This window comes from Streptomyces sp. NPDC002577 (assembly GCF_053594815.1).
The window spans coordinates 45,134-63,224 of the sequence record NZ_JBSFWK010000052.1; the positions used below are offsets into that span (position 1 = coordinate 45,134).

15 protein-coding genes and 2 pseudogenes are annotated in these 18,091 nt (G+C 69.4%); 7 read left to right on the forward strand and 10 right to left on the reverse strand.

Translation table 11 applies throughout. The features are described 5' to 3' along the window. Nucleotides 1–11: 11 nt before the first annotated feature. Genes ACWD4J_RS37975 through ACWD4J_RS37985 form a run of 3 tightly spaced genes read right to left on the reverse strand, consistent with a single transcriptional unit; the run spans nt 12 to nt 3,269 of the window. On the reverse strand, nt 12–1,352 hold the full coding sequence (locus ACWD4J_RS37975) for an ABC transporter substrate-binding protein (RefSeq protein ID WP_451400100.1): 1,341 nt from the start codon (nt 1,350–1,352) through the stop codon (nt 12–14). Between the two features lie 10 nt (nt 1,353–1,362). After that, complete coding sequence (locus ACWD4J_RS37980) at nt 1,363–2,283, reverse strand: carbohydrate ABC transporter permease (protein WP_451400101.1); 921 nt, start codon at nt 2,281–2,283, stop codon at nt 1,363–1,365. Between the two features lie 17 nt (nt 2,284–2,300). Then, nucleotides 2,301–3,269 (reverse strand): carbohydrate ABC transporter permease, encoded by a 969-nt coding sequence (locus ACWD4J_RS37985; protein WP_451400102.1) that lies wholly within the window; start codon nt 3,267–3,269, stop codon nt 2,301–2,303. Between the two features lie 162 nt (nt 3,270–3,431). Between ACWD4J_RS37985 and ACWD4J_RS37990 the strand changes: the two genes are divergently transcribed. Together ACWD4J_RS37990 and rho are read left to right on the forward strand one after the other, a co-directional pair. Continuing rightward, nucleotides 3,432–4,586, forward strand: a complete 1,155-nt coding sequence (locus ACWD4J_RS37990) for an ROK family protein (RefSeq protein WP_451400103.1) — start codon at nt 3,432–3,434, stop codon at nt 4,584–4,586. Nucleotides 4,587–5,016: 430 nt separating this feature from the next. Further along, complete coding sequence (gene rho / locus ACWD4J_RS37995) at nt 5,017–6,177, forward strand: transcription termination factor Rho (protein ID WP_451400104.1); 1,161 nt, start codon at nt 5,017–5,019, stop codon at nt 6,175–6,177. 13 nt (nt 6,178–6,190) lie between these two features. Here rho and ACWD4J_RS38000 read toward each other — a convergent pair whose 3' ends face one another. From ACWD4J_RS38000 to iolC, 6 genes are all read right to left on the reverse strand, one after another. After that, nucleotides 6,191–6,949 carry a GntR family transcriptional regulator gene (locus tag ACWD4J_RS38000; RefSeq protein ID WP_451400105.1) on the reverse strand — a complete coding sequence of 253 codons (759 nt, stop codon included), beginning with the start codon at nt 6,947–6,949 and terminating at the stop codon, nt 6,191–6,193. Between the two features lie 119 nt (nt 6,950–7,068). Further along, nucleotides 7,069–8,562: a CoA-acylating methylmalonate-semialdehyde dehydrogenase gene (locus tag ACWD4J_RS38005; protein ID WP_451400106.1), complete on the reverse strand. Its 1,494-nt coding sequence runs from the start codon at nt 8,560–8,562 to the stop codon at nt 7,069–7,071. Nucleotides 8,563–8,733: 171 nt separating this feature from the next. After that, nucleotides 8,734–10,620 carry a 3D-(3,5/4)-trihydroxycyclohexane-1,2-dione acylhydrolase (decyclizing) gene (gene iolD / locus ACWD4J_RS38010; RefSeq protein ID WP_451400107.1) on the reverse strand — a complete coding sequence of 629 codons (1,887 nt, stop codon included), beginning with the start codon at nt 10,618–10,620 and terminating at the stop codon, nt 8,734–8,736. Nucleotides 10,621–10,635: 15 nt separating this feature from the next. Further along, nucleotides 10,636–11,562 (reverse strand): 5-deoxy-glucuronate isomerase, encoded by a 927-nt coding sequence (gene iolB, locus ACWD4J_RS38015; RefSeq protein WP_451400108.1) that lies wholly within the window; start codon nt 11,560–11,562, stop codon nt 10,636–10,638. 67 nt (nt 11,563–11,629) lie between these two features. Further along, nucleotides 11,630–12,508: a Cgl0159 family (beta/alpha)8-fold protein gene (locus ACWD4J_RS38020; protein ID WP_451400109.1), complete on the reverse strand. Its 879-nt coding sequence runs from the start codon at nt 12,506–12,508 to the stop codon at nt 11,630–11,632. A gap of 31 nt (nt 12,509–12,539) precedes the next feature. Beyond that, nucleotides 12,540–13,496, reverse strand: coding sequence for a 5-dehydro-2-deoxygluconokinase (gene iolC / locus ACWD4J_RS38025; protein ID WP_451400110.1), 957 nt, complete (start codon nt 13,494–13,496; stop codon nt 12,540–12,542). 297 nt (nt 13,497–13,793) lie between these two features. Between iolC and ACWD4J_RS38030 the strand changes: the two genes are divergently transcribed. The 5 genes and pseudogenes from ACWD4J_RS38030 to ACWD4J_RS38050 form a co-directional block, all read left to right on the forward strand. Further along, nucleotides 13,794–14,813, forward strand: coding sequence for a sugar ABC transporter substrate-binding protein (locus tag ACWD4J_RS38030; protein ID WP_451400111.1), 1,020 nt, complete (start codon nt 13,794–13,796; stop codon nt 14,811–14,813). A gap of 5 nt (nt 14,814–14,818) precedes the next feature. Continuing rightward, nucleotides 14,819–15,889: an ABC transporter permease gene (locus ACWD4J_RS38035; protein WP_451400112.1), complete on the forward strand. Its 1,071-nt coding sequence runs from the start codon at nt 14,819–14,821 to the stop codon at nt 15,887–15,889. Nucleotides 15,890–15,898: 9 nt separating this feature from the next. Further along, nucleotides 15,899–16,825 (forward strand): ATP-binding cassette domain-containing protein, encoded by a 927-nt coding sequence (locus ACWD4J_RS38040; RefSeq protein WP_451400113.1) that lies wholly within the window; start codon nt 15,899–15,901, stop codon nt 16,823–16,825. Nucleotides 16,826–16,869: 44 nt separating this feature from the next. Beyond that, a complete protein-coding gene (locus ACWD4J_RS38045) occupies nt 16,870–17,790 on the forward strand; it encodes a sugar phosphate isomerase/epimerase family protein (protein ID WP_451400114.1) in 921 nt (306 codons plus the stop codon). 27 nt (nt 17,791–17,817) lie between these two features. Beyond that, nucleotides 17,818–17,997: pseudogene (locus ACWD4J_RS38050) on the forward strand (Gfo/Idh/MocA family oxidoreductase); the annotation flags it as partial. Here the strand turns inward: ACWD4J_RS38050 and ACWD4J_RS38055 are convergent. Further along, nucleotides 17,996–18,091, reverse strand: a pseudogene (locus ACWD4J_RS38055) (DNA-binding response regulator); the annotation flags it as partial. The pseudogenes ACWD4J_RS38050 and ACWD4J_RS38055 sit on opposite strands and share 2 nt — an antisense overlap.

Below are 18,091 nucleotides of genomic sequence, written 5' to 3' on the forward strand. Positions count from 1 at the left end.
TGGTGTGCCCTTCACTGGTCGAGGATCAGGTTGATCTGGCTGTTGGTCTTGTCGAGGCCGCTCACGGGCGCGTCGTTGGCGAAGACGTCCTGCATGGCGGGCGCCATCAGCGCGACCACGTCGGCCGCGTAGTTGGTGATCGGGTAGGAGAAGGTGGTGAAGTCCTTCTTGTCGGCGACCGGCTGCGTGAAGGCGGTCACGTCGATGCCCTTCTTCTTGTAGGCGGCCACCGCGGCCTTCGTGCCGTCAGGCGTGGCCGGGAAGACGATCCCGTAACGCCCCACCGTCTTCTGGCACGCGTCGGACGCCAGGTACTTCACCCATTTCTCGGCGCCCGGCTTGTTGCGGGCGTTCTTGGTGACGGAGTCGGCGAGGCCGTTCATCATCGTCGCCCGCTTGCCGGTCGGGCCGACGGGTGTGAAGGCGGTGCCGAGCTTGACGCCCTTCATCCCGTAGTACGTCGAGATCATCCAGGCGCCGTCGAAGGCGGCCGCCGCCTTGCCCGCGGCGACCTGCGCGTTCGCCGGGTTGGCTCCCGCGCTGTAGTCCGTGAGGGGGGCCATGTAGCCCTTCCTCGCCAGGCCGAAGTACCACTTGATCACGGACTGGAAGGTCTTGCTGTCGTACTGGTACTCGGTGCCCCACCGCTTCTTGTTCGTGTAGGTCCAGCCCGCGGAGGCGGCGAAGTGGCTCCATGTCGTCTGGCCGTCGGCGTCGCCGGCACCGTTGGTCGCAAGGCCGTACACCTTGACGTGGCGCTTGTCGAAGCCCGGCTCGTCACCGCGTTTGCCGTTCTTGTCGATGGTGAGGTGGGCGACGGCCTTCTCGAACGTGCCGCCGTCCTTGGGGTTCCAGGCGAGGTTGTTGAGTTCCGTCGGCGTGAGCCCGGCGGACTCGACCATCTTCTGGTTGTAGAAGAGGGCGACGGTGTCCCAGTCCTTGGGAGCGCCGTAGCGGTGTCCGTCCTGGCCGACCCAGTTCTCGGCCAGCCCGGACTGGTAGTCGGACTCGTCGACACCCAGGTCGTCCAGCGGCTCCAGAACCTTCAGGTCGGCGAACTGGCCGAACTTCTGGATGTGGTCGGTGAACACGTCCGGCTGGGTGCCCGCGATGAAGCTCGCGGTGAGCTTGGTCCAGTAGTCGCCCCAGCCCATCTGGGTGATCTTGACTGTCAGTCCCGGGTTCTCCTTCTCGAAGCCCTTCGCGCAGGCCTGGTAGGCGGGCATCTGGTTGGCGTCCCACAGCCAGTACGTCACCGTGTTCGAGGACGGGCCGGTGGTGCCTCCTTCGGCGCAGCCGGTCAGGGACAGCGCCAGCGCTCCGGCCAGCGCCACGACGGTACGAATTCGCATCCCTGTCCCCTTACTTGATCCCGGTGAAGCTGATGGAACTGACGATGCGGCGCGCGAAGAAACCGAACAGCACCAGCATGGGAAGGGCGGCGATGAGGGTGGCCGCCATCAGGCCGGACCAGTCGTAGCCGGTCTGCGGGGTCTGCGCCCGGAAGATGGCCAGCGCCACGGTGAGCAGGCGCGAGCTGTCGGTGTAGGACACCATCAGCGGCCAGAAGTAGTCGTTCCAGGAGGTGATGTAGGTCAGCACACCCAGCGTGAGGATGGGGGTCGACGCCATGGGCAGCATCACCCGGAAGAAGATCCGGACCTTCCCGGCGCCGTCGAGCAGGGCCGCCTCCTCGACTTCGCGGGGGACGTTCATGAAGAACTGCCGCAGGAAGAACACCGCGAACGGCGTCATGAACATCGTCGGCAGCGCGATGCCCAACAGCGTGTCCACCAGGCCGAGTTGCTTGATGAGCACGAAGTTCGGCAGCAGAGTGAAGATGGCGGGCACCATCAACCCGGCCAGGAAGAGCCCGAACACCGCGTCCCGGCCCCGCCAGCGCAGCCGGGCGAAGGCGTACGCGGCCATGGCGGAGAAGAAGAGCTGGCAGACGGTGATCAGGGTCGACGTGATCACCGAGTTGACCAGATAGCGCCAGAACTTCAGCCCGCCTCCCGAACCGCCCCGGGCGATCGCCTCCTTGGTGGACTGCAGGCCCAGGGCCCGTTCGAAGCCACCGGTGGTGAGGTCCACGGGCAGGGGATCGCCGGGGTGTGCGGCGAGCGCCGTGTTGGTGGACAGCGCGGTGCGCAGGATCCAGTAGAACGGCAGCAGGGTGACGAGCACGATCGCGGCCATCACCGCCCAGGCCGCGACCCGGCCGAAGGAGGGCCGTCGCCTGACGGGCCGTACGTGTGTCGTCGTGGTTGCCACGGCAGCCATGTGGGTGTCTCCCTCCGTCAGCCGAGGTCGGTCTGGCCGGCCCGGGTGAGCCGGTACTGGATGAAGGTGATCGCGCTCAGCACGACGAGCAGGGCCACGGACATCGCGGACGCGTAGCCGAACTGGAAGCGGCCGAAGGCCGAGCCGTAGATGTAGTACTGGAGGACGTTGGTGGCGTTGGCCGGGCCGCCCCCGGTGGTCACGGCGACCGTGTCGAACACCTGGAACGAACCGATCACCGTCATGATCAGCACCACGGCGAGCACCGGCCGCAGCAGCGGCAGGGTGATCCGCCAGAACATCCGCCACTCGCTCGCACCGTCGACCTTCGCGGCCTCGTACATGTCGTTCGGGATGGCCTGCAGACCGGCGAACAGCAGCAGCGCGGTGTAGCCGACGTGGCGCCACACATTGATCAGGGCGATCGTCGGGATGGCCCAGGTCTCGTCCGCCAGGAAGGGGATGCGGTCGAAGCCCAGCGCCCCGATGATCTGGTTGCCGATGCCGAGCTGGGTGTCGAGGATCCAGAGCCAGACGATGCCGGCGACGACGTTGGACATGAGGTACGGGGCGAGGACGATGCTGCGCAGGACGGCCGACTGGGTCAGCCGCTGCAGAAGTACGGCGATGGCCAGGGCTGAGACCGTCTGGATGCCGATGTTGATGACGACGTACTCGACGGTGACGCCCAACGAGCCCCAGAAGATGGGGTCGTTGACCATGCGTATGTAGTTGTCGAGCCCCGCCCACTCGGCCGGCGTCAGCAGGTTGAACCGGGTGAAGCTGAGCCAGATGCCCCGCAGTGTGGGCCAGGCCAGGAAGACCAGGAAGCCCAGCATGGCCGGGGCGACGAAGACCGCCGCGAGGGCTCCGTCCCCGCGCCCGCCGCCGTCTCGTTCGCGGGCCCGCACCTTCGACTTCGTCCGTGTCCCTTCGGCGCCGGGCACTCCCAGGCGCGAAGGTGGGCTGCTTGAGGCGACAGTCATCAGCGACTCCCTCGTCTGCGGCTCGACTCGTCCTCTGCGGCACTTACTTTCGCCGCGGAAGAATCCAGCAGTCAAGAGTCGAGAACACACCTTCTTTTCCACCGAGAAACGCGCTTGGACTAGGTATATTACTTTCGAGACGGAAACATCTTGGGAGACCTCTTGAGCACACGTACGGCCAGCTGGCTGCCGCTGAGTTCCGGCGAACGGGCCGTGGCCATCGAGGCCCTCATCCACGGCCCGCTCTCCCGGACCGAGCTCGCCCGGCGACTGAACCTCTCGGCCGGCAGCCTCACCCGGCTCACCAAACCGCTGCTCGAATCGGGCCTGCTGGTGGAGGAGGGCGCCACGGTCACCGGAACCCGTCAGGGCCGCCCCTCGCAGCCGCTGGACGTCGTGGCCGACTCCCGGTACTTCGCCGGCTTCAAGATCACCGAGGACATGGTCTACGGCGTCGTCACCACACTCAGGAGCGAGATCGTCGCCCGCCACGACCGCCCGCTGACCACGCACGAGCCCGAGCAGGTCGCGGCACTTCTGGAGGAGATGACGGCCGAGTTCGGCCGGGCCTTCCCCCGACTGGCGGGTGTCGGCATCGGCGTGGGCGGGCGCGCCCGGGACCGGTCGGTCGTCGCCGAGTCCGTCTTCCTGGGCTGGGAGGACGTGCCGCTGGCCGAACTCGTCGAGGCACGCACCGGGCTTCCGGTCGTCGTCGAGAACGATGTCGCGGCGCTGATCGAAGCCGAGTCCTGGTTCGGCGCGGGCCGGGGCCTGGAGCGGTTCGCGGTGCTCACCATCGGGGCGGGCATCGGGTACGGGCTGGTGCTCGGCGGAAAGCTCATCCGTACCCCGGAGGACGGCCGGGGCATCGGGCGGCGCTGGATCGTCAACCCGAACGGCCCCCTGACCCCGGACGGGGAACGCGGCAGCGCCATAGCGCTCCTGACCATCCCCAGCATCTGCTACCAGGTGCGGGCGGCTCTCGGCCGCGACGTGGAGTACGAGGAGATCCTCGCGCTCGCCGCCGCAGGGGACCCGCTTACCTCGCGCGTGCTCGACGAGTCGGCGCGGGGCCTCGGCACCCTGGTGGCCCAGATCGCCAACTTCGCGATGCCGCAGAAGATTCTGCTCGCCGGGGAGGGCGTCGGCCTCGTCGACGTCGCGGGCCCGGCCATCGAGGAGACCGTCCTCGCGCACCGCCATCCCCTGGCGGACCCGGTCGTCCTGGAGACCAAGGTGTCCGACTTCCACGACTGGGCGCGCGGAGCGGCGGTTCTCGCCATTCAGGTGCTGGTGCTCGGGACGAACGAAGGGTGACACCGGCGGGCCGGCGGCGGACTGCGCCGGCCTTCGCCGCCCGGTCGCCGGTCCCTAGTGGTACAGTGCACTTGGTACTTGTGTTCGCCCACGTCGTGGCGCCAGTACCGTCTCTCTGAAATCTCTCTGCGTTTCCGCTGTTGCGCCCGTCTTTCCTGACCGGCGATCCAGCTTCTCCGCATCATCGCGTTTCACCGGCTTCGGGCTTCCTCCGGGCGTACGGGCCACAGGGTCCGTCTTCGCGACCGGACGTGCCCGCCGCTCTCGCGAGTCGGCCGCTCTTCCGGCCACTTCCGTGAATCGGCCGCTCTTTCGGCCGGTTCGCCGTACGGGCGTGAATTCTCCGCCCCCTTCGCAGCCGGTTTCCCCCTCCTTCGCAGCCGGTTCCCCGGCGCCCCAACCGATGTACCTGTCCACGAAAGGGCACGACATGACCAGCACTCTCGAACACATCCCTCCCCCCATGAGGACCCCCGCGTCCGCCGTCCAGGCCATCGGTGTCCTCGACATCGCGCCGGGCGGGCACGGCTTCCTGCGAGGCCGGGGCTGCCTGCCCACCCCCGGCGACGTACAGGTGTCCTCAGCCCTGATCCGCCGGTTCGGTCTGCGCAAGGGCGATGTCGTCGAAGGCGACATCACCGAGGACGGCGGCCGGAAGCGCGCGCTCGGATCCGTCGAGCGGGTGGGCGGCCTCCCGCCCGAAGCCCTGCGCGCCCGGCCGCACTTCCGTGACCTCACCCCGCTGCACCCTCGGCAGCGGCTGCGCCTCGAAAGCGCCGCCGGAGGGCTCACGACCAGGCTCATCGACCTCGTCGCGCCCGTCGGCAAGGGACAGCGCGGCCTGATCGTGGCCCCGCCCAGGACCGGCAAGACGGTGCTGCTCCAGCGGCTCGCCGCCGCCATCACGGAGAACCACCCCGAGTGCCGTCTGATGGTGGTGCTTCTCGACGAACGGCCCGAAGAAGTCACCGACATGCGCCGTTCGGTGCGGGGCGAGGTGCTGGCCTCGACCTTCGACCGGTCGGCGAAGGAGCACATCGCTCTCGCCGAACTGGCCGTCGAGCGCGCCAAGCGGCTCGTCGAACAGGGGCAGGACGTCGTCATCCTGCTGGACTCCCTCACCCGCCTGTGCCGGGCCCACAACAACGCGGCGGCGGGGAGCGGCCGCACCCTCAGCGGCGGCGTCGATGCCGCCGCACTGCACGGCCCCAAGCGGCTCTTCGGAGCTGCGCGCCTCGCCGAGGAGGGCGGCTCCCTGACCATCCTCGCCACCGCCCTGGTGGAGACCGGCTCCCGCGCCGACGACTACTTCTTCGAGGAGCTCAAGAGCACCGGGAACATGGAGCTGCGGCTGGACCGCGCACTGGCGGACAAGCGGATCTACCCGGCCGTGGACATCACACCGTCAGGCACGCGACGCGAGGAACTGCTGCTACCCGAAGGGGAGTTGACGGCCGTACGGGGCCTGCGGCGCGTCCTGCAGGGCCGGGACGGCCAGGCGAACCTGGAGGCGCTGCTGGACAAGATGCGGCACACCCCGGACAACGCCGCCTTTCTGCGTCAGGTCCACCACACCGTCCCCGGTGCATGAACGCCGCGAGTGATCAGGAGCGGACCAGCAGCTGGAACTCGAACGCGTAGCGCGAGGCGCGGTAGATGTGCGTGCCGTACTCGACGACGCGTCCGGTGGAGTCGTAGGCCGTGCGCTGCATCGTCAGCAGCGCGGCGCCTTCGGTCTCGTCGAGGCGCTCGGCCTCCTCGGCGGTGGCGCAGCGCGCGCCTATGGACTGCCGGGCGCTGTGCAGGGTGACTCCGGCGGTCCGCATCATGCGGTAGAGACCGGTCGCCTCCAGCTTGGCGGTGTCGAGCTGCAGCAGACCTGCCGGGAGGTAGTTGCAGAGGAACGCCATGGGCTGGCCGTGGGTGAAGCGCAGCCGTTCGAGGACGGCGACGTCGCTTGCCTCGGCGATGCCGAGGGCCGCCGCGACCTCCGCGGACGCCGGCTGCAACTCGTTGCGCAGAACGTGCGTGGCGGGGCTCTGGCCTGCGGCCTCCAGGTCGTCGTAGAGGCTGCTCAGCTCCAGCGGCCGCTTGACCTGACTGTGCACCACCTGGGTGCCGACGCCCCGGCGGCGCACCAGCAGGCCCTTGTCGACCAGGGACTGGATGGCCTGACGGACCGTGGGCCGGGACAGGCCGAGACGGCCGGCGAGTTCGATCTCGTTGCCCAGGAGGCTGCCGGGGGCCAGCGCGCCGTGCTCGATCGCCGACTCCAGCTGCTGCGCGAGCTGGTAGTAGAGCGGCACCGGGCTTGTGCGGTCCAGTGCGAAATCGAGTGAGGAGGAAGGCGCGGAAGTGGTCACGAGGGGAGGGTATCCATCCGTCGGAACGACAGGAAGCCCTGTCAGGCAATTTGTCCGGACAATATGCATCCGTCGGTGGCGTCGGGCGGCCACGTGCGCCGCCCGACGTCACCGCGGCCTCAGGAGTTGCTGGGGAAGCCCAGGTTGATGCCGCCGTCCGAGGGGTCCGGCCAGCGGGTGGTGATCACCTTGCCCTGTGTGTAGAAGGCGATGCCGTCGTTGCCGTAGATGTGGTGGTCGCCGAAGAGCGAGTCCTTCCAGCCGCCGAAGGAGTGGTAGCCGACCGGGACCGGGATCGGCACGTTCACGCCGACCATGCCGGCCTGGACCTCGAGCTGGAACCGGCGGGCGGCGCCACCGTCCCGGGTGAAGATCGCGGTGCCGTTGCCCCAGCGGGAGCTGTTGATCAGCTTGATCGCGTCGTCGTAGGTCTCCGCCCGTACGACGCACAGGACGGGTCCGAAGATCTCGTCCCGGTACGCGTCCGCGGTGACCGGCACCTTGTCCAGGAGCGAGACGCCGAGGAAGAAGCCGTCCTCGTGGCCCTCCACGCTGTAACCGGTGCCGTCGACGACGACTTCGGCGCCCTGCTCGGCCGCCGACGCCACGTACGAGGCCACCTTGTCGCGGTGCTCACGGGTGATCAGCGGGCCCATCTCACTCGACGGGTCCGTGCCGGGGCCGATCTTCAGCACCTTCGCGCGCTCGGCGATCTTCCCGACGAGCTCGTCGCCGGTGTCGCCGACCGCGACCACGACCGACACGGCCATGCAGCGCTCACCGGCCGAACCGTAGGCGGCATTGATGGCCTGGTCGGCGGCGAAGTCCAGGTCGGCGTCCGGCAGTACCAGCATGTGGTTCTTGGCGCCGCCGAGTGCCTGGACCCGCTTGCCGTGTTCGACGGCCTTGAGCTGGATGTACTTCGCGATCGGCGTCGAGCCGACGAACGAGACGGCCGCGACGTCCGGGTGCTCCAGGAGCCGGTCCACGGCCACCTTGTCGCCCTGGACGATGTTGAGGACACCGTCGGGCAGGCCGGCCTGGGAGGCCAGCTCCGCCAGCAGGTACGACGCCGAGGGGTCCTTCTCGCTCGGCTTGAGGACGAAGGTGTTGCCGCAGGCGATCGCTATGGGGAACATCCACATCGGCACCATCGCCGGGAAGTTGAACGGCGTGATGCCCGCCACCACGCCCAGCGGCTGGCGGATGGAGGCGACGTCGACCCGCGTGGAGACCTGCGTCGACAGCTCGCCCTTCAGCTTCTCCGGGATGGCGCAGGCCAGTTCCACGATCTCCATGCCGCGCGCGACCTCGCCGAGCGCGTCGGAGTGCACCTTGCCGTGCTCGGCGGTGATCAGTGCGGCGATCTCGTCGCGGTGCGCGTCCAGCAGCTCGCGGTACTTGAACAGGACGGCGGTGCGCTTGGCGAGCGATGCGGTGCCCCAGCTCTCGAAAGCGGCCCTGGCGCCGGCGACGGCGGCGTCCACCTCGTCGACCGTGGCGAAGGCGACCTGCTTCTCCTGGGCGCCGGTGGCCGGGTTGAACACCTGACCGAAGCGGCCGGACGTGCCCTCGGCGGGCTTTCCGCCGATCCAGTGGTTGATGGTCTTCATGTTCTTGCGGGGCCTTTCGTGGGGCGGGGGTCGGAGGTCCGAGGGCGGCCGGGTCCTTGTCGAGCCGCATCAGGTGGCCGGCTCGGGATGCCGGGACCAGAGGTGGCGGCGGATGCCGGGGCTAGAGGTGGCGGCGGATGCCGGGGCTAGAGGTGGCGGCGGATGCCGGGGCTAGAGGTGACGGCGGATGCCGGCGGCGTGGTGGTCGTAGGTCTTGCGGGCTTCGACGGCCGCCTCGCGGGACGCGACCTCGGCGACCGGCACGTCCCACCACGCCTCGGTGCCGGGCGCGTTGGGGTTGCTGGTGTCCGTCTCGACGTACACGCAGGTGGGCCGGTCCGATCCACGGGCCGCGGCCAGCGCGTCGCGCAGCTCGCCCACCGTCTTGGCGCGGATGACGTCCATGCCGAGGCTGGCGGCGTTGGCGGCCAGGTCGACGGGCAGCGGATCGCCGGTGAACGTGCCGTCCGCGGCGCGGTAGCGGTAGGCGGTGGCGAAGCGCTCTCCGCCGGTCTGCTCGGACAGCCCGCCGATGGAGGCGTAGCCGTGGTTCTGGATGAGGACGATGTTGACCGGCAGGCCCTCCTGCACGGCCGTGACGATCTCGGTGGGCAACATCAGGTACGTGCCGTCGCCGACCAGCGACCAGACGGCCGTGTCCGGCGCGGCGAGCTGGACGCCGATGCCGCCGGGGATCTCGTAGCCCATGCAGGAGTAGCCGTACTCCAGGTGGTACTGACGGGGCGAGCGGGCGCGCCACAGCTTGTGCAGGTCGCCCGGGAGCGAGCCGGCTGCGTTGATGACCACGTCCTCGTCGCCGACCACGGAGTCCAGGACGCCGAGCACCTGGGTCTGGGTGGGTACGGCGCTGTCGTCGTCGGCCTGGTAGGCGGCGTCCACGACGCGCTCCCAGCGCTCCTTGCCGGCGGCGTACTCGGCCTCGTACGACGCGTCCACGCGGTGACCGGCGAGCACCTCGGTGAGCGCTTCCAGGGCAGCGCGGGCGTCGGCGACGACGGTCGTGGCGGCCAGCTTGTGTGCGTCGAACGACGTGATGTTGACGTTGAGGAAGCGCACCCCCGGCTCGGCGAAGAGCGTCGACGACGCGGTGGTGAAGTCGGTGTAGCGGGTGCCGACGCCGATGACGAGGTCGGCGCTGCGGGCGATGTCGTCGCAGACCGCGGTGCCGGTGTGGCCGATGCCCCCGAGGTCGGCGGGGTGGTCGTGGCGCAGCGACCCCTTGCCCGCCTGGGTGGAGGCGACGGGGATGCCGGTCGCGTCCACCAGCGACTTGAGAGCGCTCTCGGCCTCGCTGTGGTGGACGCCCCCGCCCGCGATGATCAGCGGGCGGCGTGCGTCCCGTACGAGCGCGGCCGCGGCAGCGAGCTCAGCGGGCTCCGGGGCCGGGCGGCGCACGTGCCAGACGCGCTCGGCGAAGAACTCCTCGGGCCAGTCCCAGGCCTCGGCCTGGACGTCCTGCGGCAGGGCGAGGGTGACGGCGCCGGTCTCGGCGGGGTCGGCGAGCACGCGCATGGCGTTCAGCGCGGACGGGATCAGCGCCTCGGGCCGGTTGATGCGGTCGAAGTAGCGGGAGACCGGCCGCAGCGCGTCGTTGACCGAGATGTCCGCAGAGACCGGGTGTTCGAGCTGTTGGAGCAGCGGGTCCGCGGTGCGGGTCGCGAAGTAGTCGCCGGGCAGCAGCAGGACGGGGAGGCGGTTGACGGTGGCGAGGGCGGCACCCGTGACCAGGTTGGTGGCGCCGGGGCCGATGGAGGTGGTGACGGCCTGGGCGGAGAGCCGGTCGAGCTGGCGGGCGTAGCCGACGGCTGCGTGCACCATGGCCTGTTCGTTGCGGCCCTGGTGGAACGGCATGGTCTCCTCGCCGGCCTCGAGGAGCGCCTGGCCGAGCCCGGCGACGTTGCCGTGGCCGAAGATCCCCCAAGTGCCGGCGATCAGCCGGCGGCGGACGCCGTCGCGCTCGGTGTACTGCGCGGACAGGAACCGCACCAGCGCCTGGGCTACGGTCAGGCGGCACACTGGCTGGTTCGGGTGGTTCATCGGGACCTCACTGGCTCAACGGGAAACGGGGGACGGGGCGGAGTAGAGCGGCAGGCGCGGGTCGACGGGCCGGCCCTGCCAGCTGCCGCGGATCCAGGCGTGGTCGGGGTGGTCGCAGATCAGCCAGTCGCGTTCGGCGCCGGGGCCCGCCATGACGTTCAGGTAGTACATGTCGTGGCCGGGCATGGCCATCGAGGGCCCGTGCCAGCCGTCGGGGATCAGGACGACGTCGCCGCCGCGGACTTCGGCCAGCACGTCGGTGTTCTGGCCCTGGCCGGACGGGGACACGCGCTGGTAGCCGAGGCCGGGGGTGCCGTCGTGGCCGGCGATCTCGAAGTAGTAGATCTCCTCGAGCTCGGACTCCTCGCCCGGGCGGTGCTCGTCGTGCTTGTGCGGCGGGAAGGAGGACCAGTTGCCGCCTGGAGTGATCACCTCGACGGCGATCAGCTTGTCGCACTCGAAACCGTATCCAGCATCGCCTCCGGCGGGGGCCGCGGCACCGAAGTTGTTGACCTGGCGGCTGCAGTTGCCGGTGCCGCGCAGCTCGACGGGCACGGCGGAGGCCGGGCCGTAGCGGGCGGGCAGGCGGCGGGTGCAGCGGGCGCCGGTCAGGGCGAACCGCCCGCCGCCGGTGGACGTGAGCGAGACCTGCGCCTCGATCGGCGCGTACGCGAAATCGCTGACTCCGCTGAAGACGCTCTCCCGGCCCTCCAGTTCGAAGGCGTGTCCGTCGATCTCGACCGTGCAGGAGCCGGAGAGCGGGAGCACGATCCACTCGCTGTCACCGGTGTCGAAGGTGTGCCGCCCTCCCGGCGGGAGTTCGAGAACGCGCAGGCTGGAGTAGCCCCAGCCGGCCGTCTCGGGGCTGATGTCCACGGTGTAGGGGCCGCCCGCGGCCTTCCCGGTCGGCAGGTGGTACTGCCGGTGCTGGGCGGTGGTCATGGTGTGACTCCTCCGGATGCGTTCACAACGGGCGGTGCGTTCACGGCGGGCGCGCCGAGCGGTGCGTTCACAGCAGGCCGACGGCGGTGTCCACCGCGGTCTCCACACTGCCTTCGGCGGGGTAGAGCAGCGACCTGCCGACGACGAGCCCCTGGACGGTGGGCTGCCGCAGCGCCTTGCGCCACTTCTCGTACGCGCCCTCCTGGTCCTTGCCCACCTCGCCGCCGAGCAGTACGACGGGCAGGGTGGAGGTCTCGAGAACCTGGGCCATGTCGTCGGGGTTCTCGGTGACGGGCAGTTTCAGCCACGTGTAAGCGGACGTGCCGGCCAGGCCCGAGGCGATGGCGATGGACCGGGTGACGGCCTCGGGGCTGAGATCGTTGCGTACGGCCCCGTCGACGCGGCGCGAGATGAACGGCTCGACGAAGACCGGCAGGCGCAGCGCGGCCATGTCGTCTATGGCGCGGGCGGTGGACTGCAGGGTGGAGAGGGAGCCCGGGTCGTCGTAGTCGATGCGCAGCAGCAGCTTTCCGGCGTCGAAGCGGAGCCGCTGGATGTCCTGGGGGCGGTGGCCGGTGAAGCGGTCGTCCATCTCGAACGAGGCACCGGCGAGGCCGCCGCGGTTCAGCGAGCCCATCACGATCTTGTTGTCGAGGACGCCGAGGAGCAGCAGGTCCTCGAGGATGTCGGCGGTGGCGAGGACGCCGTCGACGCCGGGCCGGGACAGCGCGACGCAGAGCCGTTCGAGGAGGTCGGCGCGGTTGGCCATGGCCATGCGCCGGTCGCCGACGCCGAGCGCGCCGCGTGCCGGGTGGTCGGCGGCCACGATCATGAGCCGGCCGCTCTCGCCGATCAGGGGGCGGCGGGTGCGGTGGGCCGCCGCTTCGGCGATGGCTTCCGGCTGCCGGGCCCGCACCGAGACGATGTCGGGGATGCTGATGGCCAAGGGGATGCTCCCTTTCTTCAGTCGGTGGAGGTCAGCCGCGGGCGATGAGCTGCTCGACCTCGGCGGAGGTCGGCATCGCGGAGGAGCAGGCGAGGCGGGAGGCGACGATGGCGCCGGCGGCGTTGGCATGGCGCATCACCTTCTCCAGCTCCCAGCCGGCGAGCAGACCGTGGCAGAGGGAACCGCCGAAGGCGTCGCCGGCGCCGAGGCCGTTGACGACCTCGACGGGCACGGGCGGGACCTCGGCCGTGGTGCCGTCGCGGTGCACGGCGAGCACACCCTTGGGGCCCTGCTTGACGACGGCGAGTTCCACGCCGGCGTCCAGCAACGCCTCGGCGCAGGCGCGCGGTTCGCGTACGCCGGTGGCGACCTCGCATTCGTCGAGGTTGCCGACGGCGACCGTGGCGTGGCGCAGCGCCTCGGCGTAGTGGGGGCGGGCCTCGTCGGGGTTGCGCCAGAACATCGGCCGCCAGTCGAGGTCGAAGACGGTGATGCCGGCCTTGGCGCGGGCCTCGAGTGCGGTGAAGTGGGCGGCGCGGCTGGGCTCCTCGCTCAGTCCGGTGCCGGTGATCCAGAAGATTCGGGCCGCGCGGATGGCGTCGAGGTCGAGCTCCTCGGCCTTGATCTCCAGATCGGGGGCCTTGGGCTGCCGGTAGAAGTACAGCGGGAAGTCGTCGGGCGGGAAGATCTCGCAGAAGGTGACCGGCGTCGGGTAGTCGTCGACCGGGGTGACCCAGCGGTTGTCGACGCCGAACTCCTTGAGCGCCTGGCGGACGTAGGCGCCGAAGGGGTCCCGGCCCGTGCGGCTGATCACCGCGGTGGAGCGGCCCCGGCGCGCGGTGGCCACCGCCACGTTGGTCGCCGATCCGCCGAGAAATTTTCCGAAGGTCTCAACCTCTGGCAGGGGAACACCCGTCTGAAGGGGGTAGATATCAACGCCGATGCGCCCCATGGTGATCAGATCAAACGGCTCGAACGATTCAGCCATGCGCGACGCTCCTAGAAGGGGGGGGTGGGCGTCCGGGGCAACCCGGCATCTGCGCCTGGGGCGTGACCCCTGGCGTCTCATAGATGTAGGACTCAGAGCGAGCAGGTGTCAATAGTTTGTTCTGACATTCGAACCTGAACGTGAAATGATGTCTTAACAAAGTATTGACAGTGGGGCACATCACGGGCTTGTATCCCGTCCCAACGAAAGAGCCGCGTCATCGGTACGAACGGCACGGGCCTCCCAGCCCGAGCCGCTACCCCCCAACCCCTCTGTCACACAGTGAGGTGCCGGAAGATGGACCGCACGTCCCGCCGCCGTCCCCGCAGATACGCCGCAATCGCCGCCGCAACCGCGGCTGCAGCACTCCTCGCCACAGGATGCTCCAGCAGCTCCGGCGGGAAGCAGGCCGAGGAGGACAGCGGGACCGCCTCGGCAGGCAAGGCCAGCACTCCCCGCATGACGGTCGCGCTGGTCACCCACCAGGCTCCTGGCGACACGTTCTGGGACATCGTCCGCAAGGGCGCGCAGGCCGCCGCAGCCAAGGACAACATCAAGCTGGTCTACTCGAGCGACCCGAACGCGGGCAACCAGGCCAATCTGGTCCAGAACGCGATCGACCAGAAGGTCGATGGCATCGCGGTCACGCTCGCCAAGCCGGACGCCATGAAGGACGTCGTGGCCAAGGCGGAGAAGGCCGGCATACCCGTGGTCGGCCTCAACTCGGGCGTGGAGGACTGGAAGGACCTGGGCCTGCTGGAGTACTTCGGCCAGGACGAGGGCGTCGCCGGTGAGGCGCTCGGCAAGAGGCTCAACGAGACCGGCGCCAAGCACGCCGTCTGTGTGATCCAGGAACAGGGTCACGTCGGCCTTGAGGCACGCTGCGCCGGTGTGAAGAAGGCGTTCAGCGGCACGACGGACATCCTTTACGTCAACGGCACCGACATGCCGTCCGTGAAGTCGACGATCACCGCCAAGCTGAAGCAGGACTCGTCCATCGACGAGGTCGTCACGCTCGGCGCCCCGATCGCGCTGACCGCCGTGCAGTCCGTGTCCGACGCGGGCAGCAAGGCCAAGGTGGCCACTTTCGACCTCAACAAGGATCTGACCAGCGCCATCCAGAAGGGCGACATCGAGTTCGCCGTCGACCAGCAGCCCTACCTGCAGGGGTACCTCGCGGTCGACTCCCTGTGGCTCTACAAGAACAACGGAAACTACAGCGGTGGCGGCGAGCAGCCCGTGCTCACCGGTCCGGCATTCGTCGACAAGAGCAACGTCGACACCATCGCCCAGTTCGCCGCGAAGGGCACTCGGTGATGACCATGACCCAGGCAACGGCACCGGCGACGAGTCCGTCGCCGGCCTCGCCGGCCGCCCAGAAGGACGGCCGCACCGCCCAGCGGTCCCTGGGGCGCAGGCTGCTCGCCCGCCCCGAGGTCGGCGCGCTGATCGCCGCCATCGGCGTGTACGTCTTCTTCTTCGCGGCCGCCCCCGCCTTCCGCGAGGCGGGCGCACTGTCCACCGTGCTCTACCAGGCCTCGGTGATGGGCATCATGGCGCTGCCGGTGGCCCTGCTGATGATCGGCGGGGAGTTCGACCTGTCGGCCGGTGTCGCGGTGACGACCTCGGCACTGACCGCCGCCATCCTCAGCTTCCAGCTCTCGGTGAACGTGTGGACCGGCGTGATCGTCGCGCTGGTGGTCTCCCTCGCTGTCGGCGCTTTCAACGGCTGGCTGCTGATCAAGACAGGCCTGCCCAGCTTCCTGGTGACGCTGGGCAGCTTCCTGATCCTGCAGGGCGCCAACCTCGCCGTGACCAAGATCTTCACCGACAACGTCGCCAGCGACTCGATCAGCGACATGGACGGCTTCGACCAGGCCAAGAAGATCTTCGCGTCCGAGTTCAGCATCGGCGGGGTGAGCTTCAAGATCACCATCGTCTACTGGCTGGTTTTCGCCGCGGCCGCCACCTGGCTGCTGCTGCGCACCAGGTTCGGCAACTGGATCTTCGCGGTCGGCGGCAACAAGGACAGCGCCCGCGCGGTCGGCGTGCCGGTGAACTTCACCAAGATCGCGCTGTTCATGGGCGTGGGCGCCGGTGCCTGGTTCGTCGGCATGCACCTGCTGTTCTCGTTCAACACCGTGCAGTCCGGTGAGGGCGTCGGCAACGAGTTCCTCTACATCATCGCGGCGGTCATCGGCGGCTGCCTGCTCACCGGCGGCTACGGCTCCGCGATCGGCCCGGTCATCGGCGCCTTCATCTTCGGCATGGTCTCCCAGGGCATCGTCTACGCCGACTGGAACCCCGACTGGTTCAAGGCATTCCTCGGCGTGATGCTCCTCGTCGCCGCCCTCGTCAATCTGTGGGTCCGCCGCCAGGCGACCCGGAGGTGATCTGATCCCATGACAACCAACGGATCCTCGCTGAGCGGCGCACTTGTCAAGGACGCCGCAGCCCAGGACGGCAAGCCCGTCGTCGAACTGCGCGGCGCCGGCAAGTCGTACGGCAACGTCCGCGCCCTGCACGGCGTCGACCTCTCCGTCAGCCCCAGCCGGGTGACCTGCGTCCTGGGCGACAACGGCGCCGGCAAGTCGACCCTCATCAAGATCATCTCCGGGCTTCACCAGCACACGGAGGGCGAGTTCCTCGTCGACGGCGAGCCGGTGCGCTTCGCCACCCCGCGCGAGGCCCTGGACAAGGGCATCGCCACCGTCTACCAGGACCTGGCGACCGTGCCGCTGATGCCGGTGTGGCGGAACTTCTTCCTCGGCTCCGAGATGACCAAGGGCCCCTGGCCGCTGCGGCGCCTCGACATCGACCGCATGAAGAAGACGGCGGACGAAGAGCTGCGCAACATGGGCATCGTCCTGGACGACCTGGAGCAGCCCATCGGCACGCTGTCCGGCGGTCAGCGCCAGTGCGTCGCCATCGCCCGCGCCGTCTACTTCGGCGCCCGCGTCCTCATCCTGGACGAGCCCACGGCCGCCCTCGGCGTCAAGCAGTCGGGTGTCGTGCTGAAGTACATCGCCGCCGCCCGCGACCGCGGCCTCGGCGTCATCTTCATCACCCACAACCCGCACCACGCCTTCATGGTCGGGGACCACTTCTCCGTACTCCGCCTGGGCACCCTCGAACTCAGCGCCGACCGCAGCGAGATCACCCTCGAGGAGCTGACCAACCACATGGCCGGCGGCGCCGAGCTGGCAGCGCTCAAGCACGAGCTGGCGCAGGTCCGCGGAGTCGACGTCGAGGAGCTTCCGGAAGAGTCCGACCTCCAGATCCCGACCCCCGCCGCCGGAGGCTCAGCCGCCTCCGACGCATCCAGCTGATCCCCGCCCCTCCCCCGCCCGCCCCGGGTGAAAGGACAGTCCCGATGACTGCCGCCAACTCCGCCCCCGCCCCCCTGGACCGCATCAGGGTGGGTTCCGCTCCGGACTCCTGGGGAGTCTGGTTCCCCGACGACCCCCAGCAGGTGCCCTGGGAGAGGTTCCTCGACGAGGTCTCCGAGGCCGGATACCGGTGGATCGAGCTGGGTCCGTACGGCTATCTGCCGACCGACCCGGCCCGGCTCACCGACGAGGTGAACAAGCGCGACCTGAAGGTCTCCGCGGGTACCGTCTTCACCGCGCTGCACCGGGGGCCCGGGGTCTGGGACTCCACCTGGGAGCACGTCAGCGACGTCGCCGAGCTGACGCAGGCCATGGGCGCGAAGCACCTCGTGGTCATCCCCTCCTTCTGGCGGGACGACAAGACCGCCGAGATCATCGAGCCGCCCGAGCTGACCGGCGAGCAGTGGGCGCACCTCACGAAGGGCATGGAGCGGCTCGGCCACGAGGTGCGGGAGCGGTTCGGTCTGGACATCGTCGTACACCCGCACGCCGACACCCACATCGACACCGAGGAGCACGTCGAACACTTCCTCGACTCGACCGACTCCGACCTGGTCAATCTGTGCCTGGACACCGGGCACTACGCCTACTGCGGCGGCGACAGCGTCAAGCTGATCGAGACCTTCGGCGAGCGCATCGGCTATCTGCACCTCAAGCAGGTGGACCCGGAGATCCTCGCGGACGTCGTCAAGAACGAGGTCCCCTTCGGTCCGGCCGTCCAGCGCGGCGTGATGTGCGAGCCGCCGGCGGGCGTCCCCGCCCTGGAGCCGGTGCTGGCGGCGGCCCAGGGCCTCGGGGTCGAACTCTTCGCCATCGTCGAGCAGGACATGTACCCGTGTCCTCCGGACAAGCCGCTGCCCATCGCGGTGCGCACCCGTAAGTTCCTCCGCTCCTGCGGAGCCTGACGGACCCGCCCCGAAGGGACGACAGCCATGGCCCAGCGCGGAACGCTCGGCGTCGCTGTGGTCGGCACCGGCAAGATGGGTGCCGACCATGTGCGCCGCCTCCATGAGGTGACCAGCGGAGCGCGCGTGGCCGCTGTCGTGGACATCGACGAGGTGCGGGCCGAGAAGATCGCGAACGCGATCGAGGGCTGCACCGCGTACACCGATATTCGTCGAGGTCGAAGGTGGTGAGCACGAGGACGCGCGAACGGTCGCCGGAGGCGACGATGCGGCGGGTGGCCTCGATGCCGTCCATGCCGGG

Excerpts from the sequence above, each read along its gene's own strand:
- ACWD4J_RS37975 (WP_451400100.1), bottom strand. The coding sequence starts at position 1,352 with ATGCGAATTCGTACCGTCGTGGCGCTGGCCGGAGCGCTGGCGCTGTCC.
- ACWD4J_RS37980 (WP_451400101.1), bottom strand. The coding sequence starts at position 2,283 with ATGGCTGCCGTGGCAACCACGACGACACACGTACGGCCCGTCAGGCGA.
- ACWD4J_RS37985 (WP_451400102.1), bottom strand. The coding sequence starts at position 3,269 with ATGACTGTCGCCTCAAGCAGCCCACCTTCGCGCCTGGGAGTGCCCGGC.
- rho (WP_451400104.1), top strand. The coding sequence starts at position 5,017 with ATGACCAGCACTCTCGAACACATCCCTCCCCCCATGAGGACCCCCGCG.
- ACWD4J_RS38005 (WP_451400106.1), bottom strand. The coding sequence starts at position 8,562 with ATGAAGACCATCAACCACTGGATCGGCGGAAAGCCCGCCGAGGGCACG.
- iolD (WP_451400107.1), bottom strand. The coding sequence starts at position 10,620 with ATGAACCACCCGAACCAGCCAGTGTGCCGCCTGACCGTAGCCCAGGCG.
- iolB (WP_451400108.1), bottom strand. The coding sequence starts at position 11,562 with ATGACCACCGCCCAGCACCGGCAGTACCACCTGCCGACCGGGAAGGCC.
- iolC (WP_451400110.1), bottom strand. The coding sequence starts at position 13,496 with ATGGCTGAATCGTTCGAGCCGTTTGATCTGATCACCATGGGGCGCATC.
- ACWD4J_RS38030 (WP_451400111.1), top strand. The coding sequence starts at position 13,794 with ATGGACCGCACGTCCCGCCGCCGTCCCCGCAGATACGCCGCAATCGCC.
- ACWD4J_RS38035 (WP_451400112.1), top strand. The coding sequence starts at position 14,819 with ATGACCCAGGCAACGGCACCGGCGACGAGTCCGTCGCCGGCCTCGCCG.
- ACWD4J_RS38040 (WP_451400113.1), top strand. The coding sequence starts at position 15,899 with ATGACAACCAACGGATCCTCGCTGAGCGGCGCACTTGTCAAGGACGCC.
- ACWD4J_RS38045 (WP_451400114.1), top strand. The coding sequence starts at position 16,870 with ATGACTGCCGCCAACTCCGCCCCCGCCCCCCTGGACCGCATCAGGGTG.